Origin of the sequence: Alkalibaculum bacchi (assembly GCF_003317055.1) — a bacterium.
GTDB classification, from domain to species: domain Bacteria; phylum Bacillota; class Clostridia; order Eubacteriales; family Alkalibacteraceae; genus Alkalibaculum; species Alkalibaculum bacchi.
Window position 1 is genome coordinate 251,917 of sequence record NZ_QNRX01000001.1, and the last position, 18,759, is coordinate 270,675.

General features: G+C 34.7%; 13 protein-coding genes. 2 read left to right on the forward strand and 11 right to left on the reverse strand.

The genetic code is table 11. The features are described from left to right. Nucleotides 1-8: 8 nt before the first annotated feature. Entirely contained in the window at nucleotides 9-338 is a 330-nt protein-coding gene (locus tag DES36_RS01240; RefSeq protein WP_113919401.1) for a PTS lactose/cellobiose transporter subunit IIA, read from the reverse strand. A 309-nt stretch (nucleotides 339-647) separates the two neighbouring features. Here DES36_RS01240 and DES36_RS01245 point away from each other — a divergent pair, with 309 nt between their 5' ends. Next, entirely contained in the window at nucleotides 648-3,311 is a 2,664-nt protein-coding gene (locus DES36_RS01245) for a sigma-54-dependent transcriptional regulator (protein ID WP_113919402.1), read from the forward strand. 168 nt (nucleotides 3,312-3,479) lie between these two features. Here the strand turns inward: DES36_RS01245 and glmM are convergent, their stop codons facing one another. The 10 genes from glmM to DES36_RS01295 form a co-directional block, all read right to left on the reverse strand. Then, a complete protein-coding gene (gene glmM / locus DES36_RS01250; RefSeq protein WP_113919403.1) occupies nucleotides 3,480-4,823 on the reverse strand; it encodes a phosphoglucosamine mutase in 1,344 nt (447 codons plus the stop codon). A 208-nt stretch (nucleotides 4,824-5,031) separates the two neighbouring features. Beyond that, nucleotides 5,032-5,733 carry a 2-C-methyl-D-erythritol 4-phosphate cytidylyltransferase gene (ispD, locus tag DES36_RS01255; protein ID WP_113919404.1) on the reverse strand — a complete coding sequence of 234 codons (702 nt, stop codon included), beginning with the start codon at nucleotides 5,731-5,733 and terminating at the stop codon, nucleotides 5,032-5,034. A 336-nt stretch (nucleotides 5,734-6,069) separates the two neighbouring features. Next, nucleotides 6,070-7,179, reverse strand: coding sequence for a PIN/TRAM domain-containing protein (locus tag DES36_RS01260; protein ID WP_113919405.1), 1,110 nt, complete (start codon nucleotides 7,177-7,179; stop codon nucleotides 6,070-6,072). Nucleotides 7,180-7,298: 119 nt separating this feature from the next. Then, nucleotides 7,299-7,775 (reverse strand): CarD family transcriptional regulator, encoded by a 477-nt coding sequence (locus DES36_RS01265; RefSeq protein WP_113919406.1) that lies wholly within the window; start codon nucleotides 7,773-7,775, stop codon nucleotides 7,299-7,301. A gap of 300 nt (nucleotides 7,776-8,075) precedes the next feature. Further along, a complete protein-coding gene (locus tag DES36_RS01270) occupies nucleotides 8,076-10,544 on the reverse strand; it encodes an alpha-ketoacid dehydrogenase subunit alpha/beta (protein WP_113919407.1) in 2,469 nt (822 codons plus the stop codon). 130 nt (nucleotides 10,545-10,674) lie between these two features. Next, nucleotides 10,675-12,036: a dihydrolipoyl dehydrogenase gene (lpdA, locus tag DES36_RS01275; protein ID WP_113919408.1), complete on the reverse strand. Its 1,362-nt coding sequence runs from the start codon at nucleotides 12,034-12,036 to the stop codon at nucleotides 10,675-10,677. Between the two features lie 11 nt (nucleotides 12,037-12,047). Next, nucleotides 12,048-13,724: a 2-oxo acid dehydrogenase subunit E2 gene (locus tag DES36_RS01280; protein ID WP_113919409.1), complete on the reverse strand. Its 1,677-nt coding sequence runs from the start codon at nucleotides 13,722-13,724 to the stop codon at nucleotides 12,048-12,050. A 10-nt stretch (nucleotides 13,725-13,734) separates the two neighbouring features. Then, the gene (locus tag DES36_RS01285; protein WP_113919410.1) at nucleotides 13,735-14,667 is read right to left on the reverse strand and encodes a sugar-binding transcriptional regulator; all 933 of its coding nucleotides are present in this window, start codon (nucleotides 14,665-14,667) and stop codon (nucleotides 13,735-13,737) included. A 236-nt stretch (nucleotides 14,668-14,903) separates the two neighbouring features. Next, on the reverse strand, nucleotides 14,904-16,271 hold the full coding sequence (gene radA / locus DES36_RS01290) for a DNA repair protein RadA (RefSeq protein ID WP_113919411.1): 1,368 nt from the start codon (nucleotides 16,269-16,271) through the stop codon (nucleotides 14,904-14,906). Nucleotides 16,272-16,542: 271 nt separating this feature from the next. After that, nucleotides 16,543-17,052: a VanZ family protein gene (locus DES36_RS01295; RefSeq protein ID WP_113919412.1), complete on the reverse strand. Its 510-nt coding sequence runs from the start codon at nucleotides 17,050-17,052 to the stop codon at nucleotides 16,543-16,545. Between the two features lie 165 nt (nucleotides 17,053-17,217). On the opposite strand from DES36_RS01295, the gene DES36_RS01300 reads away from it, so the two are divergent. After that, nucleotides 17,218-18,672 (forward strand): aminoacyl-histidine dipeptidase, encoded by a 1,455-nt coding sequence (locus DES36_RS01300; RefSeq protein WP_113919413.1) that lies wholly within the window; start codon nucleotides 17,218-17,220, stop codon nucleotides 18,670-18,672. Nucleotides 18,673-18,759: the final 87 nt, after the last annotated feature.

Consider the following 18,759-nt stretch of genomic DNA (forward strand, 5'->3'; position numbering starts at 1 on the left):
TCCTCCTCTTATTTTTTGTTTTCTACTAATGTATTGACTACTTTACGCAGTTCCACAATTTGTTCAATTAAATTCAATTCACTCATAGATGTCATAAGATGATCCTGGGCATGGACAAACAGTGCTGAAATTTCTACTTTTTCGCCTGCTGCTTCCTTCTGCAATAATGAAGTTTGTGCATTATGTGCTACAATTAATGCATCATGAGCTAATTTGATTTCTTCATCAGCCCCTTCGCTATCTCCCTCATTTATTTTTCTTATAGCTTCATACCCATGAGTTTTAGCATCGCCAGAATGTATGATTAACTGCATAATAGTCTGTTCCATTTCATTCATTACTATTTCCTCCTTTTTAATTATGTATTTTGATTTTATTTTGTACCTTGTTGTGTATTCCATACTTTCTTAATAGCAATTCTCATGCCAAACACTAAAATCTAGTTCTTCTTGTGTTAAATCGACGTTAAATTCTATATTTCGACAACAGTGTTTTAAACACACATGTTAGTGTTTGATTCATTTTTTTAGTGTTTGAGACTTTTAAAGTGTTTTATGGTTAGTGTTTGATATTGTTTAAACTCTGTATGGTTTTCATTGTCATAATAGTTTATAATAAATGTATAATAATAATAAAAAGGTGATTATTTGAACAACAAAACACTTATATACAATAAATTACAAGAGTTAAATGATCCTAATGGCGTTAATACTCAAACACTAGCAAATATTTTAGGAATGAGCCGCTCAAATGTGAGCAATGAACTAAACAAACTATATAAAGAAGGAAAAATAAAGAAAACTTCTGGAAGACCCGTTTTGTTCTATATAGAGAATGCTTCTATTTCTCCTACCAAAACAGTCACCACTCAATTAGACGAGCTGGTAAAATACAATACGAGCTTAAAAGACGCCAGAGACCAGGCTAAAGCTGCCATACTCTATCCACCAAAGGGCTTAGCTACCTTGATACTTGGAGATACAGGTGTAGGAAAATCTATGTTTGTCTCATTAATGCACTCTTATGCTATAGAAATGGGCGTAATTCCAGAGGATGCTCCTTTTATCGTATTTAACTGTGCAGATTATAGTAATAATCCACAATTACTCGTATCTCAACTTTTTGGTGTAAAAAAGGGAACTTATACTGGAGCAGAATCAGATCGAGTAGGACTCATAGAAAAAGCCGACGACGGAATCTTGTTTTTAGATGAAGTACATCGACTTCCGCCAGAAGGTCAAGAAGCCTTGTTTACTTATTTAGACACAAATACTTTTCGCAGAATGGGAGATAGTGAGCTTAGAAGTACCAATGCCTTAATCATAACTGCCACCACAGAAGATCCTAACTCTGCTTTATTACAAACCTTTACTAGAAGAATACCCATGATGTTTAGGATTCCGTCTCTTAAGGAGAGAACCTTTGATGAGCGCTTGTATTTAATTAAGAATTTTTTTAAGCAAGAGAGCATCAAATTAAGTCGAGATATTTATGTATCATGCAATACTATTCGCGCTCTTTTATCCTATGAGTGCAAGGGTAATATTGGACAGTTAAAAAGCGATATACAGCTTATCTGCGCCAAAGCCTATTCTGAGTTTTTAACAAATCTACGACAGGACGTTCGGATTAGTAGCAGAAGTTTACCTACTCATATACGTGAAGGTCTTCTTAAGGAAAAGGAACACCGTATGATTTGGAATAAACTAACAGGCGAGGAGGTGGAGTACTTTCGCTTTGCACCTAATATGAAAACAGATATCCCTGCCATTGAAGAAGAAGATAATCATATTTATTCTTTTATAGAAAATAAATTAGCCCAACTTCAAGCAAAAGGAATATCAGAGGTCAATATTGATCAAGTTCTAGCAAAAGATATTATGGCGCATTTTCAAAAGTATCTTATTTTAGAAGATGAGGAAGCGAATAAATCTGAAATTAAAAATTTATTAGGCGAAGATACTATGGCTTGCGTTGATAAAGTAGTCTCCTTTATATCTTCAAAATTAGATAAAGACTTTAACAGCAACTTGTATACCGCCCTTGCCTTACACATCGATACACTTATAAAGAGGATTCGCAATAAAAAAAATATTATCAACCCACAACTCCTTAATATAAGGGCCTCCTATCCAAAAGAGTACAAAATAGCATTAGAAGCAAAAAATATCATAAGTGAATACATTAAAGAGAAAATTTCTGACGATGAAGCAGGATATTTGACTATTTTTCTACTGCCTGAATATGTCCAAACGACAAAAAAAGACCATGTAAAAATCATCGTCATTGTTCACGGATCATCTACAGCTACTTCGATGGTCAATGTGGTCAATGGTTTGCTTGGAGAAGATTATGCAATAGCCTTAGATGCGCCTTTAGATGAAAGCCCATCTAAAGTATATGAAAAATTAAAGAAGATTATCTTAGAGGACAAACACGCTACGGGTTATCTCCTCTTAGTAGATATGGGGTCTCTAACGACCTTCTCAGAAATGATTGAGGAAGAGTTAAAAACACCTTGTAAATCTATATCTTTAGTGTCTACTCTTCACGTTATAGAGGCGACCCGCAAGGCATTACTAGGCACTCCTTTAGATTATATTTACAATGATGTTTTACAAGTACAGTCCTATATAAGCGATCGAATCAGTCCAGATCCTACTGTAGAAAAAAGAAAGATTGCTATCATTACTACTTGTCTAACAGGAGAAGGTGGATCCATTGCCATTAAAAATATATTAAATAACCAACTGAAATACGATAAAAGCTTATTTGAAATTATACCTATAAATAGTTTAGACCAGCATGAATTTATGAAAACTTTGTCTAAAATGCAATTAGAGAGAGAAATTTTGTTTATAGTATCATCCTTTCCTATAAATACTTCTATTAAACATTTTAGTATGCACGATGTCATAAGCATGTCTGTTTTAGATGAGCTACAAGAAATCATAGATGTAAAGACAACTTTAATAAGATTACCTATGGTTTTAAAGGAGAATATTCAAAACTTAGACGGGGAAAAACTCTATGAGGATGTTCATGAATATATCGACAATGTACTTCAAAAAACGAATACAAAATTAGGAGATTCTAATATTATTGGCTTGATATTACATTTAGCTTTTATGATTAGTAGGCTAAAAGATCATGAAGTTACTTTAAATCACCCTAATAAACCTGAAGTGATCACATCTAATGAAAAGCTATATAAAATTATTAAGAAAGAATTCTTTTTCTTAGGCGAGAAATATGACATTAGCTTATCAGATAATGAGATTTGTTACTTAATTGAATACTTTAAAGAATAGTTGCAGCGCCTGCGGCGCTGCAGTCGCTAGCATTTGAATATTCCTTTTGGGTCAAATATGCGACTTACGTCGCAATAAACTAGGTTTTTAATTAGAAAAGCACACCTTTACAGTTTAGTAATTGGCGTGCTTTTTTTATGATGGTAAATTGAATGGCTCTGCTTGAAACTAGCCTAGCCTTTCTACAATTAGGTCTGCTAATCCTTGAGCTATAGACTCTAGTTCTTTTTGGTCCTCGCCTTCAATCATAACTCGGACTAAAGGTTCTGTTCCTGAAGGACGTATAAGCACTCTTCCTTTTCCATGAAAGTGTTCTTCGATTTGCGCTATTTTTTCTCCTATAACAATATCCTCTAAATATTTCTTTTTGTTTTCGTTTTTTACTTTAGCATTTACGAGGACTTGAGGATATATGGTCATCTTATCTGCTAACTTGTGTAAGGAAGTGTTTTCTTTTTTTATAATTTGAGTTAATTGTACTGCTGTAAGAAGACCATCTCCTGTAGTATTATGGTCTAAAAGAATAATATGCCCAGATTGCTCTCCACCGAGATTATAATCCTCTTTCTGCATGGTCTCTAATACGTACCGATCTCCTACTGCAGTCTTTACAGCCTTACAATTACACTCTTTTAACGCGATCTCTAAGCCCATATTGCTCATTACAGTGGCAACCACTGTGTTTTGCTTTAATTTTCCTTCTTTGGCCATGGAGTAGGCAAAGATATTCATAATTTGATCACCATCGATGTTTCTGCCAAGATTATCTACTGCTAATAATCGATCTGCATCACCGTCAAAAGCAAGGCCTAAATCTGCCCCTTCTCTGACAACTGTTTCTTGTAATCCTTCTAAGTGAGTAGATCCACAGTTACAGTTAATATTAATACCATCTGGCTGATCCCCGATGCAGATGATCTGCGCGCCTAATTTTGCGAATATCTCTGGTGCAATTTTATAGCTCGCTCCATTAGCGCAGTCTAGAACAATTTTTAAACCCTTAAAATCCACATCTAGAGAATCTAATAAGAAATCCATATAGACTTGTTCTGGGTAATCACATTGTGTTATGGCACCAACAGAATCCCCCCCAGGCAAATCAAATTCATAATCTTCCAAAATCAATTTTTCTATTTCATCTTCTACTTGATCTGATAATTTAAAACCATCTTTATTAAAAAATTTAATTCCATTAAATTCTGCTGGATTATGAGACGCAGAAATAACAACTCCTGCATCTGCTTTAAAATGTCTTGTGAGAACAGCTACTCCTGGCGTTGGTAATACGCCTAATTGAATGACATTGCCACCCATAGAACAAATCCCTGCAATTAAAGCAGATTCTAACATATCTCCAGAGATTCTAGTATCCTTTCCTATGACAATAGTCGGTGTGTGATTGCCTTCACCTAATACATAGGCCCCTGCTCTCCCCAGTTGAAAAGCTAACTGTGGCGTCAATTCAATATTCGCAATTCCCCTAACTCCGTCAGTACCAAATAATTTACCCATAATATCCTCCTGTTTAAGTTCTACGTTGTAAGTTCTAAATAAGGTGGTAAGGTGGTAAGGTGGTAAAAAAACCATTATTTTCCTATAGCGAGTTTGATCTTAGCTTTTAACAATTCTAAATTGCGCAAAGCGCGTATCTTATCCAACGAACCAACCGACCAACCATCCAACTTCTCATTTTAATTTTCTGCTTTCAGCTTTCCGTGCTTCATCTCTGGATCATCTTAATAATCGACTCCGCCATGATTAAATCCTCTGGTGTTGTGATTTTTATATTGTCATAATGCCCTTTAATGATCTTAATGGTATGATTTAATCTCTCTACCAGCATTGCATCATCTGTCCCAACAAAATGATCTTCGATGGCCTTTTCATGAGCTCTCATAAGAAGATTGTATTCAAAAGTTTGAGGTGTTTGAACAGTCCAAAGAGTAGTGCGATCTGGCGTTTCTTTTACCGTTAAATTTTCATCTACAATTTTTATTGTATCCTTTGAAGGTACTGCCACAATCGTTGCTTTATGCTCTAATGTACCTTCTATGCATTTAATCAAGGTATTAGAATGGACCAGAGGCCTAGCTCCATCGTGTGTAATTACAATATCAGCTTTTTTATTTACTTTTTTAAGGCCTAAGTACATGGATTCTTGTCTAGTAGCTCCACCCTCCACCAATACTTTTACCTTTTTTATCTTATAAGGTCTTATGACTTCTTCCATACATATCTGGACATCTTGTTTCCCAATAACCAATACTACTTCATCTACTAACTGGCATTCTTCAAACACTAGTAGTGTATGCGCCAACACAGGTTTACTATTCAAGTATAAATACTGTTTGTTAACCCCTGCTTTCATCCTTGAACCATTACCTGCTGCAACGATAATTGCGCTTACAAATGGTTTGGGCATAATAACACCGCCTAATTTTTTCTAATGTAACTTGTAATATTATATATTTTTGGGAAGTAAATTGCAATAATAAGGTGGTAAGGTGGTAAGGTGGTAAGGTGGTAAGGTGGTAAGGTGGTAAGGTGGTAAGCAAATATGCGACTTGCGTCGCAACGAACACTAAACAATAAACAATATATGATAATTTTGATAATTTTGATAATAATTAGCATTTTTGTACTGTTCAGTGTTCAATATTCGTTTTTTATTGTTCAGTGAAGGTTTTTCGCGCCCAATCGGCCAACGAGCCAACCGTCCAACCAAAAAGACAAAGCGCCCAAAACGCTTTGTCTTTTTTTAAACCGATTTCGATATCACCTTTTTAGGTTTTGCGAAGATCATTCTACCTGCTGCAGTTTGAAGGACGCTTGTGACTGTTACCTCTATGGTTTCACCTACATATTTTTTTCCATTTTCTACAACAATCATAGTTCCATCATCTAGATAAGCGACACCCTGCCCGTTTTCCTTACCTTCTTTAATCATATTGACGATCATTTCTTCTCCAGGAAGTACTACAGGTTTTACAGCATTGGCTAATTCGTTAATATTTAGAACTTCAATCCCTTTAATTGCAGCAACTTTATTTAAATTATAATCATTTGTTACTACTTTACCATTTAAATCTTCTGTAAGCTTTAGTAGTTTTGCATCTACCTCTGGAATATCAGGATAGTCTTTTTCCATGTTTACAACTTCTATCGGCAGCTCTTTTTGAATCTTATTAATAATGTCTAGTCCTCTTCTGCCTCTATTTCGCTTTAGAGAATCAGAAGAATCCGCAATATATTGTAATTCTGCTAGTACAAATTGGGGGATGACAATCGTTCCCTCAATAAATCCAGTTTTACAAATATCAAATATTCTTCCATCAATTATTACGCTAGTATCTAATATTTTATACTTTTTTAAATTTTTTGTCGTCTTTGTGCTTTTTTGTTCTCTAGGAACTTTTTTAAAAATTGAGCTAAAAGTATCCGCATTTTTATTGGCTATTGTTATTCCCAAGTACCCAAAGAAAATATAAATTAAAATAATGACAATTTGTGTAACGGGTTGAAGAAATTCAATAGCATTGATTGAAATAGATATTAACGCAGCAATAACAAATCCAACAATAAGTCCAAAAGTATTCGTTAAAATCTCGTTAAATGTTAATTTTGATATATAACCTTCAATAGCACTAGATAATTTCAATCCTGCATTAATAAAAAATGGAGACAGCAAATAAAAGATAATGCCAAATAGAGTACCACCGATAATATTAATTGTTAAAAGATAGGGCAATTCTATAATGCTTTTAATATAATTTTGAATAAGTTCAATATTAACAAAGAATTTTGTTAATTGATATCCTGAAACAAAGCCCAATAAAGTAATAATCCATTTCGTGACTTTTTTTACCACCTCATCACCTCCTTCTAAAATTTTACATTCTCTATTATAACAAATATAAATTAATATTTGCTTAAAGACAAGATAATAGTCTAAGAAAATTTTCTTAGACTATTAAAGGTATCTTAAATCTATTTTATATGATCTGTAATCAATTGTTCTGCTTCTTCTTTCGAGATGTCCTTTACTAAGGCAAGTTCACTCATAAGTATTTGTTTTGCATTATTAAGCATTTTCTTTTCGCCAGTTGAGAGACCTTTTTCTTCATCTAATAAGATAAGATTTCTTACAACTTCAGCCACTTCGAAAATATCTCCAGTTTTGATCCGATCCATATTTTTTCGGTGCCGTTTGCTCCAGTTTGTCTCATCTTCATCCTGCCCTTTACCTAAGACAATAAGTATCTCATCTATGATCTCTTCATTTACAATATCGCGAAGTCCCAGTTTTTCTGAATTATTTACAGGAACCATTAACTTCATTTGACATATAGGTAATTCTAATATAAAATAAGAAGCTTTTTCGCCTAATATTTCTTTTTCTTCAATATTTTCAATGACTCCAGCGCCATGCATTGGATAGACAATTTTATCCCCAATCGAAAACATGCATTTACCTCCTTTAATACCCATTAAGGTCTTGTATTTATTATAATACAATCAGGAGAATATGTCAAAACAAATATTTTAACACAGTATATATAGTATGTCAAACAGATTTTAATACGAAAAAGAAAACAAAAGCTATAAGTAAATCTTATTAATAGATTTACTTATAGCCTTCATTATATTATTTTTTGGTGGAAAGTTGAAAGTGGAAATTTAGGCATCGTGCCCGAGTATCTTGCCTTTAGGCAAGTAAGGTTTTGCTGACCACCTGACCACCTTACCACCTTACCACCTTGATCTTTACACCCCAAATTTATATCTTCTAATTTGTTCTACTTTTGTATGATTAAATTTCACTTTATGTCCTGCAAGTGGAACAATCTTTTCGTGTACTGCATCTATGATTGTATCCGCTTGTGGGAAGAAGAATTCTTCTAATTCATCTATTGGAGTGATCCAGTTTCTTGAGCCTACTACTACTGGTGGTGCATCAAGATAATCAAATGCCAATTCAGAAATATTTTGTGCAAAATCATTTAAAATTGAATTTCTTTGGCATGCATCACTTGTAAGAAGAATTCGTCCTGTTTTCTTAACAGATTCAATAACAGGTTCAAAATTAAACGGAACTACGCTTCTAGCATCAATTACTTCTACAGACAGACCGTATTCTTTTTCTAATCTTTCAGCTGCTTCTATGGCTTTGTATAATGTTGCCCCAATGCTTAAAATCGTCAAATCTGTTCCTACTCTTTTAATATCTGGTTCTCCTAGTGGAATTTCATAATATTCTTCTGGAACACCACCTTCATGGAACATTTCACCAACACCATATAATCTTTGACTTTCAAAGAATACTACAGGGTCACTACCATTTAAGGCTGCATTCATAAGCCCTTTTGCATCATAAGGTGTTGCTGGGAATACCACTTTAAGGCCTGGTATATGCGCACAAAGAGATGTCCAATCTTGGGAGTGTTGTGCACCATATTTAGCTCCTACAGATGTACGAAGAACTACTGGCATCTTTAATTGTCCGGCCGTCATAGACTGCCATTTTGCCAATTGATTGAAGATCTCGTCACCTGCTCTACCCATAAAATCACAATACATTAACTCAGGTACACTTCTTCCACCTAACATTGCATATCCTACAGCAGCGCCTACAATGGCAGATTCTGAAATCGGTGTGTTAAAGAGTCTATGATATGGAATGGATTCTTCCATGTTCTTATATACACCATATGCTCCACCCCAATCTCTAAGGTCTTCTCCAAAACTAATCAATGTAGGGTCTTCGTAAAATTTATCCATGAGGGCTTCAAATACTGCATCTCTAAATTGGAATGCCTTTACAGATGGAACAGTCTTTCCATCTTTGATGCCTGCTCTTTCTTTTTTAGCTATTCTTTTCACTCTCGTATTCTCTTCTTTTGGTCCTAATACATCTGGTTCTCTAGTTGTATCCATTGATGGAATTTTTTCATTAGAAAACATATATTTTTCAATGGAATCTACTTCGTTCATTAAATCCATTCTTGGAGATACACTGTCATCAATAGATAGTTTGAATACTTCTTCAATTACCGTTTCAGCTGCTTCTTTGACTTCATCTAATTCTTTTTCTGTTGTCATTCCTGCTTCTAGTATATCGTTTCTAAAGCTTAAAATAGCATCCGCATTCTTCCACGCTTCCAGCTCTTCTTTAGATCTATATGGATTAGCATCAGAAGTAGAGTGTCCAGCGATTCGATAAGTAACTACGTCTAATAAGGCTGGACCTTCTCCTTTAACAAGGATTTCTTTTTTTCTCTTCATAGCATCAATTACTGCTAATGGATTGTATCCATCTACTCTTTCTGCATGTAATTGAGTTGGGCTGATACCTGCACCTACTCTTGCAAGGACATTGTATGCCATCGTTTCACCAACAGTTTGACCACCCATACCGTAGCCATTATTGTTGAAATTAAATAATATTGGAAGTCCGCCTTTGTGAGCTTCATCCCATAATTGTGTCAATTGATCCATAGCTGCCATATTCATAGATTCCCAAACAGGGCCGCAACCTAAAGAACCGTCTCCTGCATTTGCAATGATGATTCCATCTTGTTTATTAACTCTTCTATAAAGAGCTGCTCCAAGAGCCACAGGTGCAGATCCTCCTACAATAGCATTGTTTGGATATACGCCAAATGGAATAAAGAATGCATGCATAGAATTACCAAGACCTTGAGCAAATCCATTTTTTCTACCCAAAATTTCTGTAGCGATGCCGTAGATATAAAAGCGGGTTGCCAATTCTTTTACGCTACCTTTAAATCCTTTTTCTACTACTCTTAATTGAGCTCCATCATGTGATTTTTCCATGATTTCCATTAAATCTTTGTCCTCTAATTTTTCTAGAGCAGACATGCCTTTTGCAATTAATTCACCATGACTTCTATGGTTTCCAAACACTAAGTCGTCTTTATCTAGGATAAAAGATTGACCAACAGCAGTAGCTTCTTGTCCTAAATACAAATGAGCTGGACCTGTATAGCTGTATTTTGTTCCTCTATATTCGCCTGTTGCCCTTAAGTCTTGTAGCATGGTTTCAAATTCTCGAATCAAAATCATATCTCTGTACATATGAATTAATTCTTCTTTTGTATATTCATCTTTTACATCTTTAACTCTCTTTTGGTACTGGTTTAATTGTATCGGTTTAAAGGTAAGTTCACCTGGTTTTCTTCGTTCAACAGGATCAATATTTATACTTTTTGGCATATTTCTTCCTCCAATTTTTATCTATTTTATAGGATTTATCTTTATTTGGGGACGATGATTCTATCGTCACATACACCCATTTCAATCAACTTTTCAACTTAACAAGTTCCGCTGTCCGCCTTCTGCTTATTTACTGAAAAATTGCTTCACGGATAATTTCACTTACAGTAGGATGTGGGAATACAATCTCTTTTAAATCTTTAACGAGCATTTCTGTTTCAACCATAATTCCTCCACCATAAATGATTTCGGATGCATAGCTTCCAATCATCTGTATACCGATGATCTTATTATATTTTTTTTCTATAAGAACTTTCGTGATTCCATTGCCACCTTCATTTTCCGCCATATATCTTCCACTGTAATTCATGGAAATCTTTTTAACTTCGTAATCCAAGCCCTTGCTCTTAGCTGTTTCTTCCGTCTCTCCTACAGAAGCAACCTCTGGATTAGTATAAATTACAGAAGGAATAGCTGTATACCTCATAATATCTTTTTTACCTAGTATAGTATTCACTGCAACTTCTGCTTCACGGTAAGCTGTATGAGCTAGCATAGATTTACCATTGACATCACCTACTGCATATACGCCTGGTACATTAGTTTGGCATGTTTCATCTACTTTGACAGCTCCTCTTTCTGTAGCCAAAGATAATTTTTCTAAGCCAATATTAGCTGTATTCGCTCTCCTACCAATGCTTAAAAGTATCTTATCACTTTCCACAGTAGATTCTTTTCCGTCCATTTCATAGTAAACTACATTATCTTGTACTCTCGTAACCTTAGTACCAAGTAGGAAATTAATACCTTTTTTCTCAAGATTTCCTTTTAATATAGTACCTATTTCTATATCTGTATAGCCTCCAATACGGTCTAACATCTCTATAACAGTAACTTTACTTCCTACAGTAGCGTAATAAGATGCCATTTCAAGCCCTATTACACCGCCACCTACTACGGTCAGTTTTTTAGGAACAGATTCCAAGCTTAGTATTTCTCTATTGGTAACTACAATGCCTTTTTCAAAGGATTCTTTCACACCAGGAATTGGCGGAACAATAGCTTCTGAACCAGTGGCAATAATTAAATTAGTACAGCTGTGTTCTTCATTATTTGCTTTTATTACAAATCCCTGTGAAGTCTTTCCTATTATACTTCCTTCTCCACTAACAATCTCAACTTTGTTCTTTTTTAAAGTAGCTTGTACTCCACTTACTAAAGCTTTTACTACTTTATCTTTTCTCTTAACTACTTTTTCTTGATCGTATAAAACATTTTCACATGTTACTCCGTACTTTTGACCATCTTTTGTATATTCGTATATTTTAGCAGAGTTTAATAATGTCTTAGAAGGCACACAGCCTTCATTTAAGCACACACCGCCAATATTTTTCTTTTCAACTACCATTGTTTTAAGCCCGGCATGTCCAGCTCTCTCCGCAGCTAAATAGCCTCCAGGACCTGCCCCTAGGACAATTACATCATAATGCATTTTAAAACCTCCTATTTTGCTAATAACAAATTAAAGTTTTCTAAATTGAATTTCAATGCCTTTAAGAATCTTGCAGCTGGCGCACCATCTATGGCCCTATGATCAAATGTCAATGAAATAAACATTGCTGGGTATTCAATAAATGTACCTGCTTCTCTTTTCACTTTATACTCAATTGTTCCTACTCCTAAAATACCCGTTTGAGGTGGATTGATTACTGGTGTAAAGTTTTCAATACCAAAGCTTCCTAAATTAGAAATCGTAAAGCTAGCCCCTTGTAATTTCTTAGGATCTATATTTCCTTTTTTACATTGCTCTGCTAATTCTTTTGAATGCTTAGAGATTTCATTTAAGCTCATCTTGTTCGAGTCAAATATAGTTGGTACCATTAGTCCCTTATCTGTATCACAAGCAAAACCTAAGTGAACGCTAGAGAATATTTTTATTTGATCTTCGCCAATCATATGAGCATTTAGATTTTCAAAATCACCGACAGTTCTAGATACTGCATACATAACCATATCATTTAAAGTAATATTACCTAAACCAAATTCATCGGATCCAGATTTTACAAGTTTTCTATATTCCATTATGTTTGTAGCATCAAAAGATGCATTTAAAGTCAATTGAGCTGTAGTTTGAAGAGAATTCATCATATTCTTTGCAATAATCTTTCGAATATTAGAAAATTTCACAATCTTGTACTCTTCTTCTGTAGCTTGAGGTTGTGCAGTAGTGGTCTCAATTTTGCTTGTTTTTGCTCCATCTGTAGATAAAATTCGTCCACCTATTCCAGTAGCATGAATAGAGGATGGATCTACCTCTCCTAATCCAAGTTTTGCAGCCTTTGTCATAACTGGTCCATTATGAAGGAGGGTATACACGTCTCTTTCAATTATTCTACCTTCTGGTCCTGTTCCTACAGCATAGCCAAGGTCTGCACCTTTTGATTCTGCAAGATTTCTTGCTCTTGGTGAAACCTTTTGAATTCCATCTGGATTGACTGTTCCTTGAGCTGGCATAGTTTGTATATTATTTAGAGTGCTTTCTGTTTTAGGATCTTGAACTTCATCTGCTGTGGATTGTTCTACTGAAAAACCACTGATATCTTCGCCTTCTGGCCCTATAATACATACAGGAGTTAATACGTCACAGGCATCTCCTTCTTCGTAGAACTTTTTGAGTAATACACCTTCAAATTCTGATTCTACTTCCATAGAAGATTTATCTGTTTCAATGGTAAATAATACATCCCCTACTTTAACTGCATCTCCTACATTTCTATTCCATGTACTGATGAGATTGCTGGTTTCATTTAAACCAATTTGTGGCATTATGACGACGTTCGCTTGAGAATCTTCAGGTAACTGTGGTGTCTCTTGAGGAGCTTCTACTACAGGTTTTACCTCTTCTTCCTCTTTGGCAGAAAATAAATCTTCAATATCTTCTCCTTGTCGACCGATAATACAGACGGGAGTTAATACATCACAAGCATCTCCCTCTTCATATAATTTCTTCAGTAATACTCCCTCAAATTCTGATTCTACTTCCATAGAAGATTTATCTGTTTCAATGGTAAACAATACATCGCCCACTTTAACCATCTCGCCTACATCTTTATTCCAAGTACTAATTAGATTGCTCGTTTCATTTAAACCAATTTGCGGCATCATAACTACATTTGCCATAGTATCCCTCCTATTCAAGTTTCAATATATTTTGTGCAGTATTTTCATCAGTAATCAATACATCAATTGAACCTGTTTTTAATACCGCTTTAATAGATTTTCCTTTTTCTTCACCACTAGCGATAGCTACTACACAAGGAATTTCCTTTAAAGAATCTATTTCTATTCCAAGGACTCTATCATTTACAGAAGTCTTACATATTTGTCCATTTTCATCTACAAATCTACCAACTACTTCTCCTACAGCTCCATCACTCTTCAATCTTTCTAAATCTTCTTTTTTCAAGTAATTGGACACCACTAGAGTAGAATTTTCACTTACTTGGCCAATCCCTACAATAGCTAATGAGCACTGCTTTTGCATGTCTAAAATACTCGAAATTTGTCCATCGCTTTTAATTGCCTCTTTAATTTTGATATTATCCACAATCGCAGGGGCTGGCAAAAGATAGATACTACCTTGAAAAGATTTTGCGATATTTCTTACAATCACATCGCCACTGTATTCACTTGAACCGATATTACCTAGTAATTGTACGATTTCTACTTCTTTGTTTACCTCACTAATTCGATCGGATACTCTTTTTAGTGTTCTCCCCCAAGCAATTCCTATAATATCCTTAGGATTTACCTTCTCTTCGATAAACTGTGCGGCAGTGTTTGTGACCTCCATATGAATGGAGTCTGGAGAATTTGATGAAGATGAGATGATGACAACTTCTTCTAGATGATATTTTTCCTCTAATTGTCTTTCTAATTCAATGCAATTATCTTTCGGGTATACAATCTCGATTTTTACAATCCCCTTATTTCTTGCTTCTGTCAACAGCCGAGATACTTTAACTCTCGATATATTAAGCCTTTTAGCAATTTGTTGCTGATTTAAATCTTCATTATAATAGTACTCAGCAACTTTAATCAGTAGACTTTTCGAATAATCCAAATATTTTCACCTTCCTTACTGCATATGAACATTATAAACCACATTGAACAAATGTTCAACTATGAAATTATGTTAAGTTTTTATTTATTCAAAGTAGATTTCGTTTCAAATATCATTCATAAAATTAAGTATGTAATTATAAATCAAAGCAAATGTATTAATAAAAAATCAAAAGAGCATTTGACAGGCGTATTTTTATACAGTATACCCATCAAATGCTCTTATTAATTATTAATTTAGATGTTTCCAATTACTTCTGATAACATCGTTTTTTCAATTACTTTAACGTCTTCAAATTTTGCATTTTTAGGAAGAGCGCCCTTAGCAATAAAGACTTGTTTGAAGCCCATGCGATCCAATTCCTTAATGCGAAGTTCAAGGGAAGGTACTTTTTTTAACTCCCCTGTTAATCCCACATCTGCTAAGAAGGCTATCCCATTACTAATGGGTCTATTCTGTACAGATGATACGATGCTCATAATAATAGCAAGATTAACAGATTGCTCTTTAAGTTTTAAACCTCCTGTGGCTTTTAGGACGATATCCCTATCAAAGAGCTTTATTCCACCTCTCTGTTCTAGTATAGACACTAAAGTATTTAATTGATCTTTTCTTATGCATTCGCTGATTCTTGAAGGATAAGGTAAAAAACTTGTGGATACAAGACTCTCAATCTCTACAATAATAGGTCTAGATCCATCTCTGATTACAGTTATTGCACTGCCTGAAACAGTTTTTTCTCCTTCTCTTTGAGTCATAAAAAACTGAGATGGATTATCTATAGAGACCATCCCTTCTTCCGTCATAGTGAAGAACCCTCTTTCCCACGTGCTTCCAAATCGATTCTTTGTTACAGATAAACCTCTTAACTCTTCATCACTCTCTCCCTCAATAAATAAAACCGTATCTACTAAATGTTCTAATGCCCGAAGCCCTGCCATCTCGTCTTTTTTGGTCATTTGACCTACGATGATTACTGCCCTGGGTCTATCTGGATTCTTTGCTAATTTTAGAAGTTCATTGGCACATTCCATAGTCTGTGTAGGAGAACCTGCTTTTGAGTCTCTTATTTCGTCTACCTGAAAAGTCTGGATACTGTCTAATATAATAAGATCAGGATTAATTTGATTGGTATGATATATTACACTGTTTAAACTATTATCGCAAAACACCCATAGATTATCGCTCACTTTATCAAATAATCGATCGGAACGGTTTTTTATTTGACTTTCACTTTCTTCACCTGATGCATAAATTACTTTATGCCCTCTTAGACAAAGATCTTGAGCTACTTGCAATAATAAAGTTGATTTTCCAGCACCAGGTTTAGCTGTAATAATAGTAAGAGAATCCCGAACGATTCCTCCACCCATAACCCGATCGAATTCCTTAATCCCCGTCCTAATACGCTCGCTATTAGAGGATTTGACATAATTTAATTGAATGGCATCTTTGCGCGCTCTATCAAAATTCTTTGCTCCAGCACCCTTAATCTGAACCTCTTCTTCAAAAGTGTTCCACTCATTGCAATTCATACAACGACCTTGCCATTTTGGGCTTTCATAACCACAGTTGGAACAAATGTATATTGTTTTGTTTTTCATGTGCACGCCACCTTTTTTTCATTCTAAATGTAAGTTATCAGCTTTGTATTTTGTATCTGAATGCGGAAAGCTGAAAGCGGAACTTGTATAATTGGTATATTGGCATGTTGGAAAAGGTAGTTCATTGGATAATGAACAATGAAAAATGGACACTGAACATGGAACAGTACAAATATGCGACTCAACAACCCTTTATATTGTTAATCATTCATTGTTCCCTGTTCATTGTTCACTGCGACGTAAGTCGCATATTTGCTGACCACCTTACCACCTATTTCCTACCACCTATTTTATATATCAAATATCCCAACACTCCACCAACCGTATTCAATATCACATCATCTACATCTGCTCTACGACTAGTTAAAAATATGTATTGCATTACTTCTATTAGTGTAGAAAAAAGCAAACTGTACGTAAATACAGAAATTAGTTTTTTGCTTTTAATTAAGAATGATGTTAAAAAGCCCAAAGGAAGAAAAAGCACTAAATTCCCTAATATATTTTTAAAAGAAACCGTAAAAACGGAATTTGCAAAGCGAATCACTTCAAAGGGCAAGTATCTAAAGGCTTCTAAATTGATAATTCCAAAATTTTGCATATGCTTCACATAATTGTTTATACTTTTAAATAGAGTTAAATTGTAAGAATCGTCAAATTTGACACTCTCCTTATATGGAGCTAGTGTTAGAATCAACACGAATGTGGTATATATGATTAATAAAAATATTGTTTTTTTGTATTTAGTCATTTTGAACCTTTCTAGCGAAATAGTAAACATAGTATCTATTGTACTCAATTGCCTTGATAAAAATTACATATATCTGATATTATCATTATATCAGATTTTTATATCAGAATAAAATGATCATTAGAAAAACGATAAAATCAAGAAGAGTTCTATAATATATTAAATAGAAATTATTACCTAAGGAGAAGAAGAGAAATGACAGATTTATTTTATGAATATGAACCAAAGGAAGTTTTACGTTACTTTGCTGAGATATCTCAAATCCCTAGAGGTTCAGGTGAAGAAAAGGCCATTAGCGATTATCTAGTTTCTTTTGCTACCAATCGAGGATTAGAGGTGTTTCAAGATGCTTACAATAATGTACTTATCAAAAAAGAAGCATCTCCAGGTTATGAAGATGCCCCTATTGTAATTTTACAAGGACACATGGATATGGTTTGGGAAAAAAATAAAGATGTAGAGCACGATTTTTTAACCCAAGGAATCAAGTTAAGGATTGTAGATGGTCATATTTATGCTGAAAATACTACCCTTGGTGCTGACAATGGCATTGCCGTAGCTATGACTCTAGCGTTATTAGATTGTAAGAATATATCTCACCCGAAAATAGAAGCAGTGTTTACTGTAGAAGAGGAAACCGGGCTTACTGGAGCAACAAATTTCGATGGTTCAAAATTATCTGGAAGGTATTTAATCAATTTAGATTCAGAAGATGACACAGAAATCATGGTCAGTTGTGCAGGAGGTATCCGCATTCATCACGAAGTAGATTTACAATACATGTCTGCACCTAAGAATTCTTTATGCTATAAAATTTCAATAACCGGCTTAAAGGGCGGTCATTCAGGAATGGATATTAATTTAAACAGAGCTAACGCCAATAAGCTTTTGGCTCGTATTCTCTACGATATAAAGAGAGCAAAAAAAATGCACTTAGTAGATATCTGGGGGGGCTCTAAAGATAATGCCATTCCTCGTGAAGCGGAAGCAACTATTGTTGTATGCGACTCCGTACAGGTGGTTTTTGAATCTGCTATGAAAAAATTTCAAGAACTCTTTGCGGAAGAATATGCTACAAGTGATCCTAATATTTCAGTAAGTGTATCTTTAGTAGACGATTGCAAAAGATGCTTAACTAAGGAGACTACAGAAAAAATTGTCAATCTACTGATGATTTTACCTAATGGAGTACAAACTATGAGTGCTGATATGAAAGACTTAGTAGAAAGTTCAATTAATACGGCAGTACTGGCAATTAAAGAAGATATACTAGACGTAACTTCTTCTGCTAGGAGTAGCGTAAACTCAAAAAAAGATACAATCGTAGAAATATGCCAATGTATTGCAGATACTTTAAAAATTGAAATGAATACCAATAGCGCCTATCCAGGATGGGCACTTGATAAAGACTCAAAATTAAGGGATCAAGCAATAGATTCTTATTATAGACTCTTTGGCACCGAACCTAAAATTGTTGCAACACATGCAGGCGTAGAATGTGGAATATTTAAAGAAAAAATTTCAGATTTAGATATGATCTCCATAGGACCAAATATGTACGATGTCCACACGCCAAACGAGCATGTAAGCATTGCCTCTATTGAGAAATCTTGGCAGTGGCTGTTAGAAATATTAAGAACAATAGAATAAAGCGCCCATAGGGCGCTTTAGAGGTGGTAAGGTGGTAAGCTTCAAGGTGGTAAGCAAAACCACTAAAGCCATCAATGGTGGCATAAC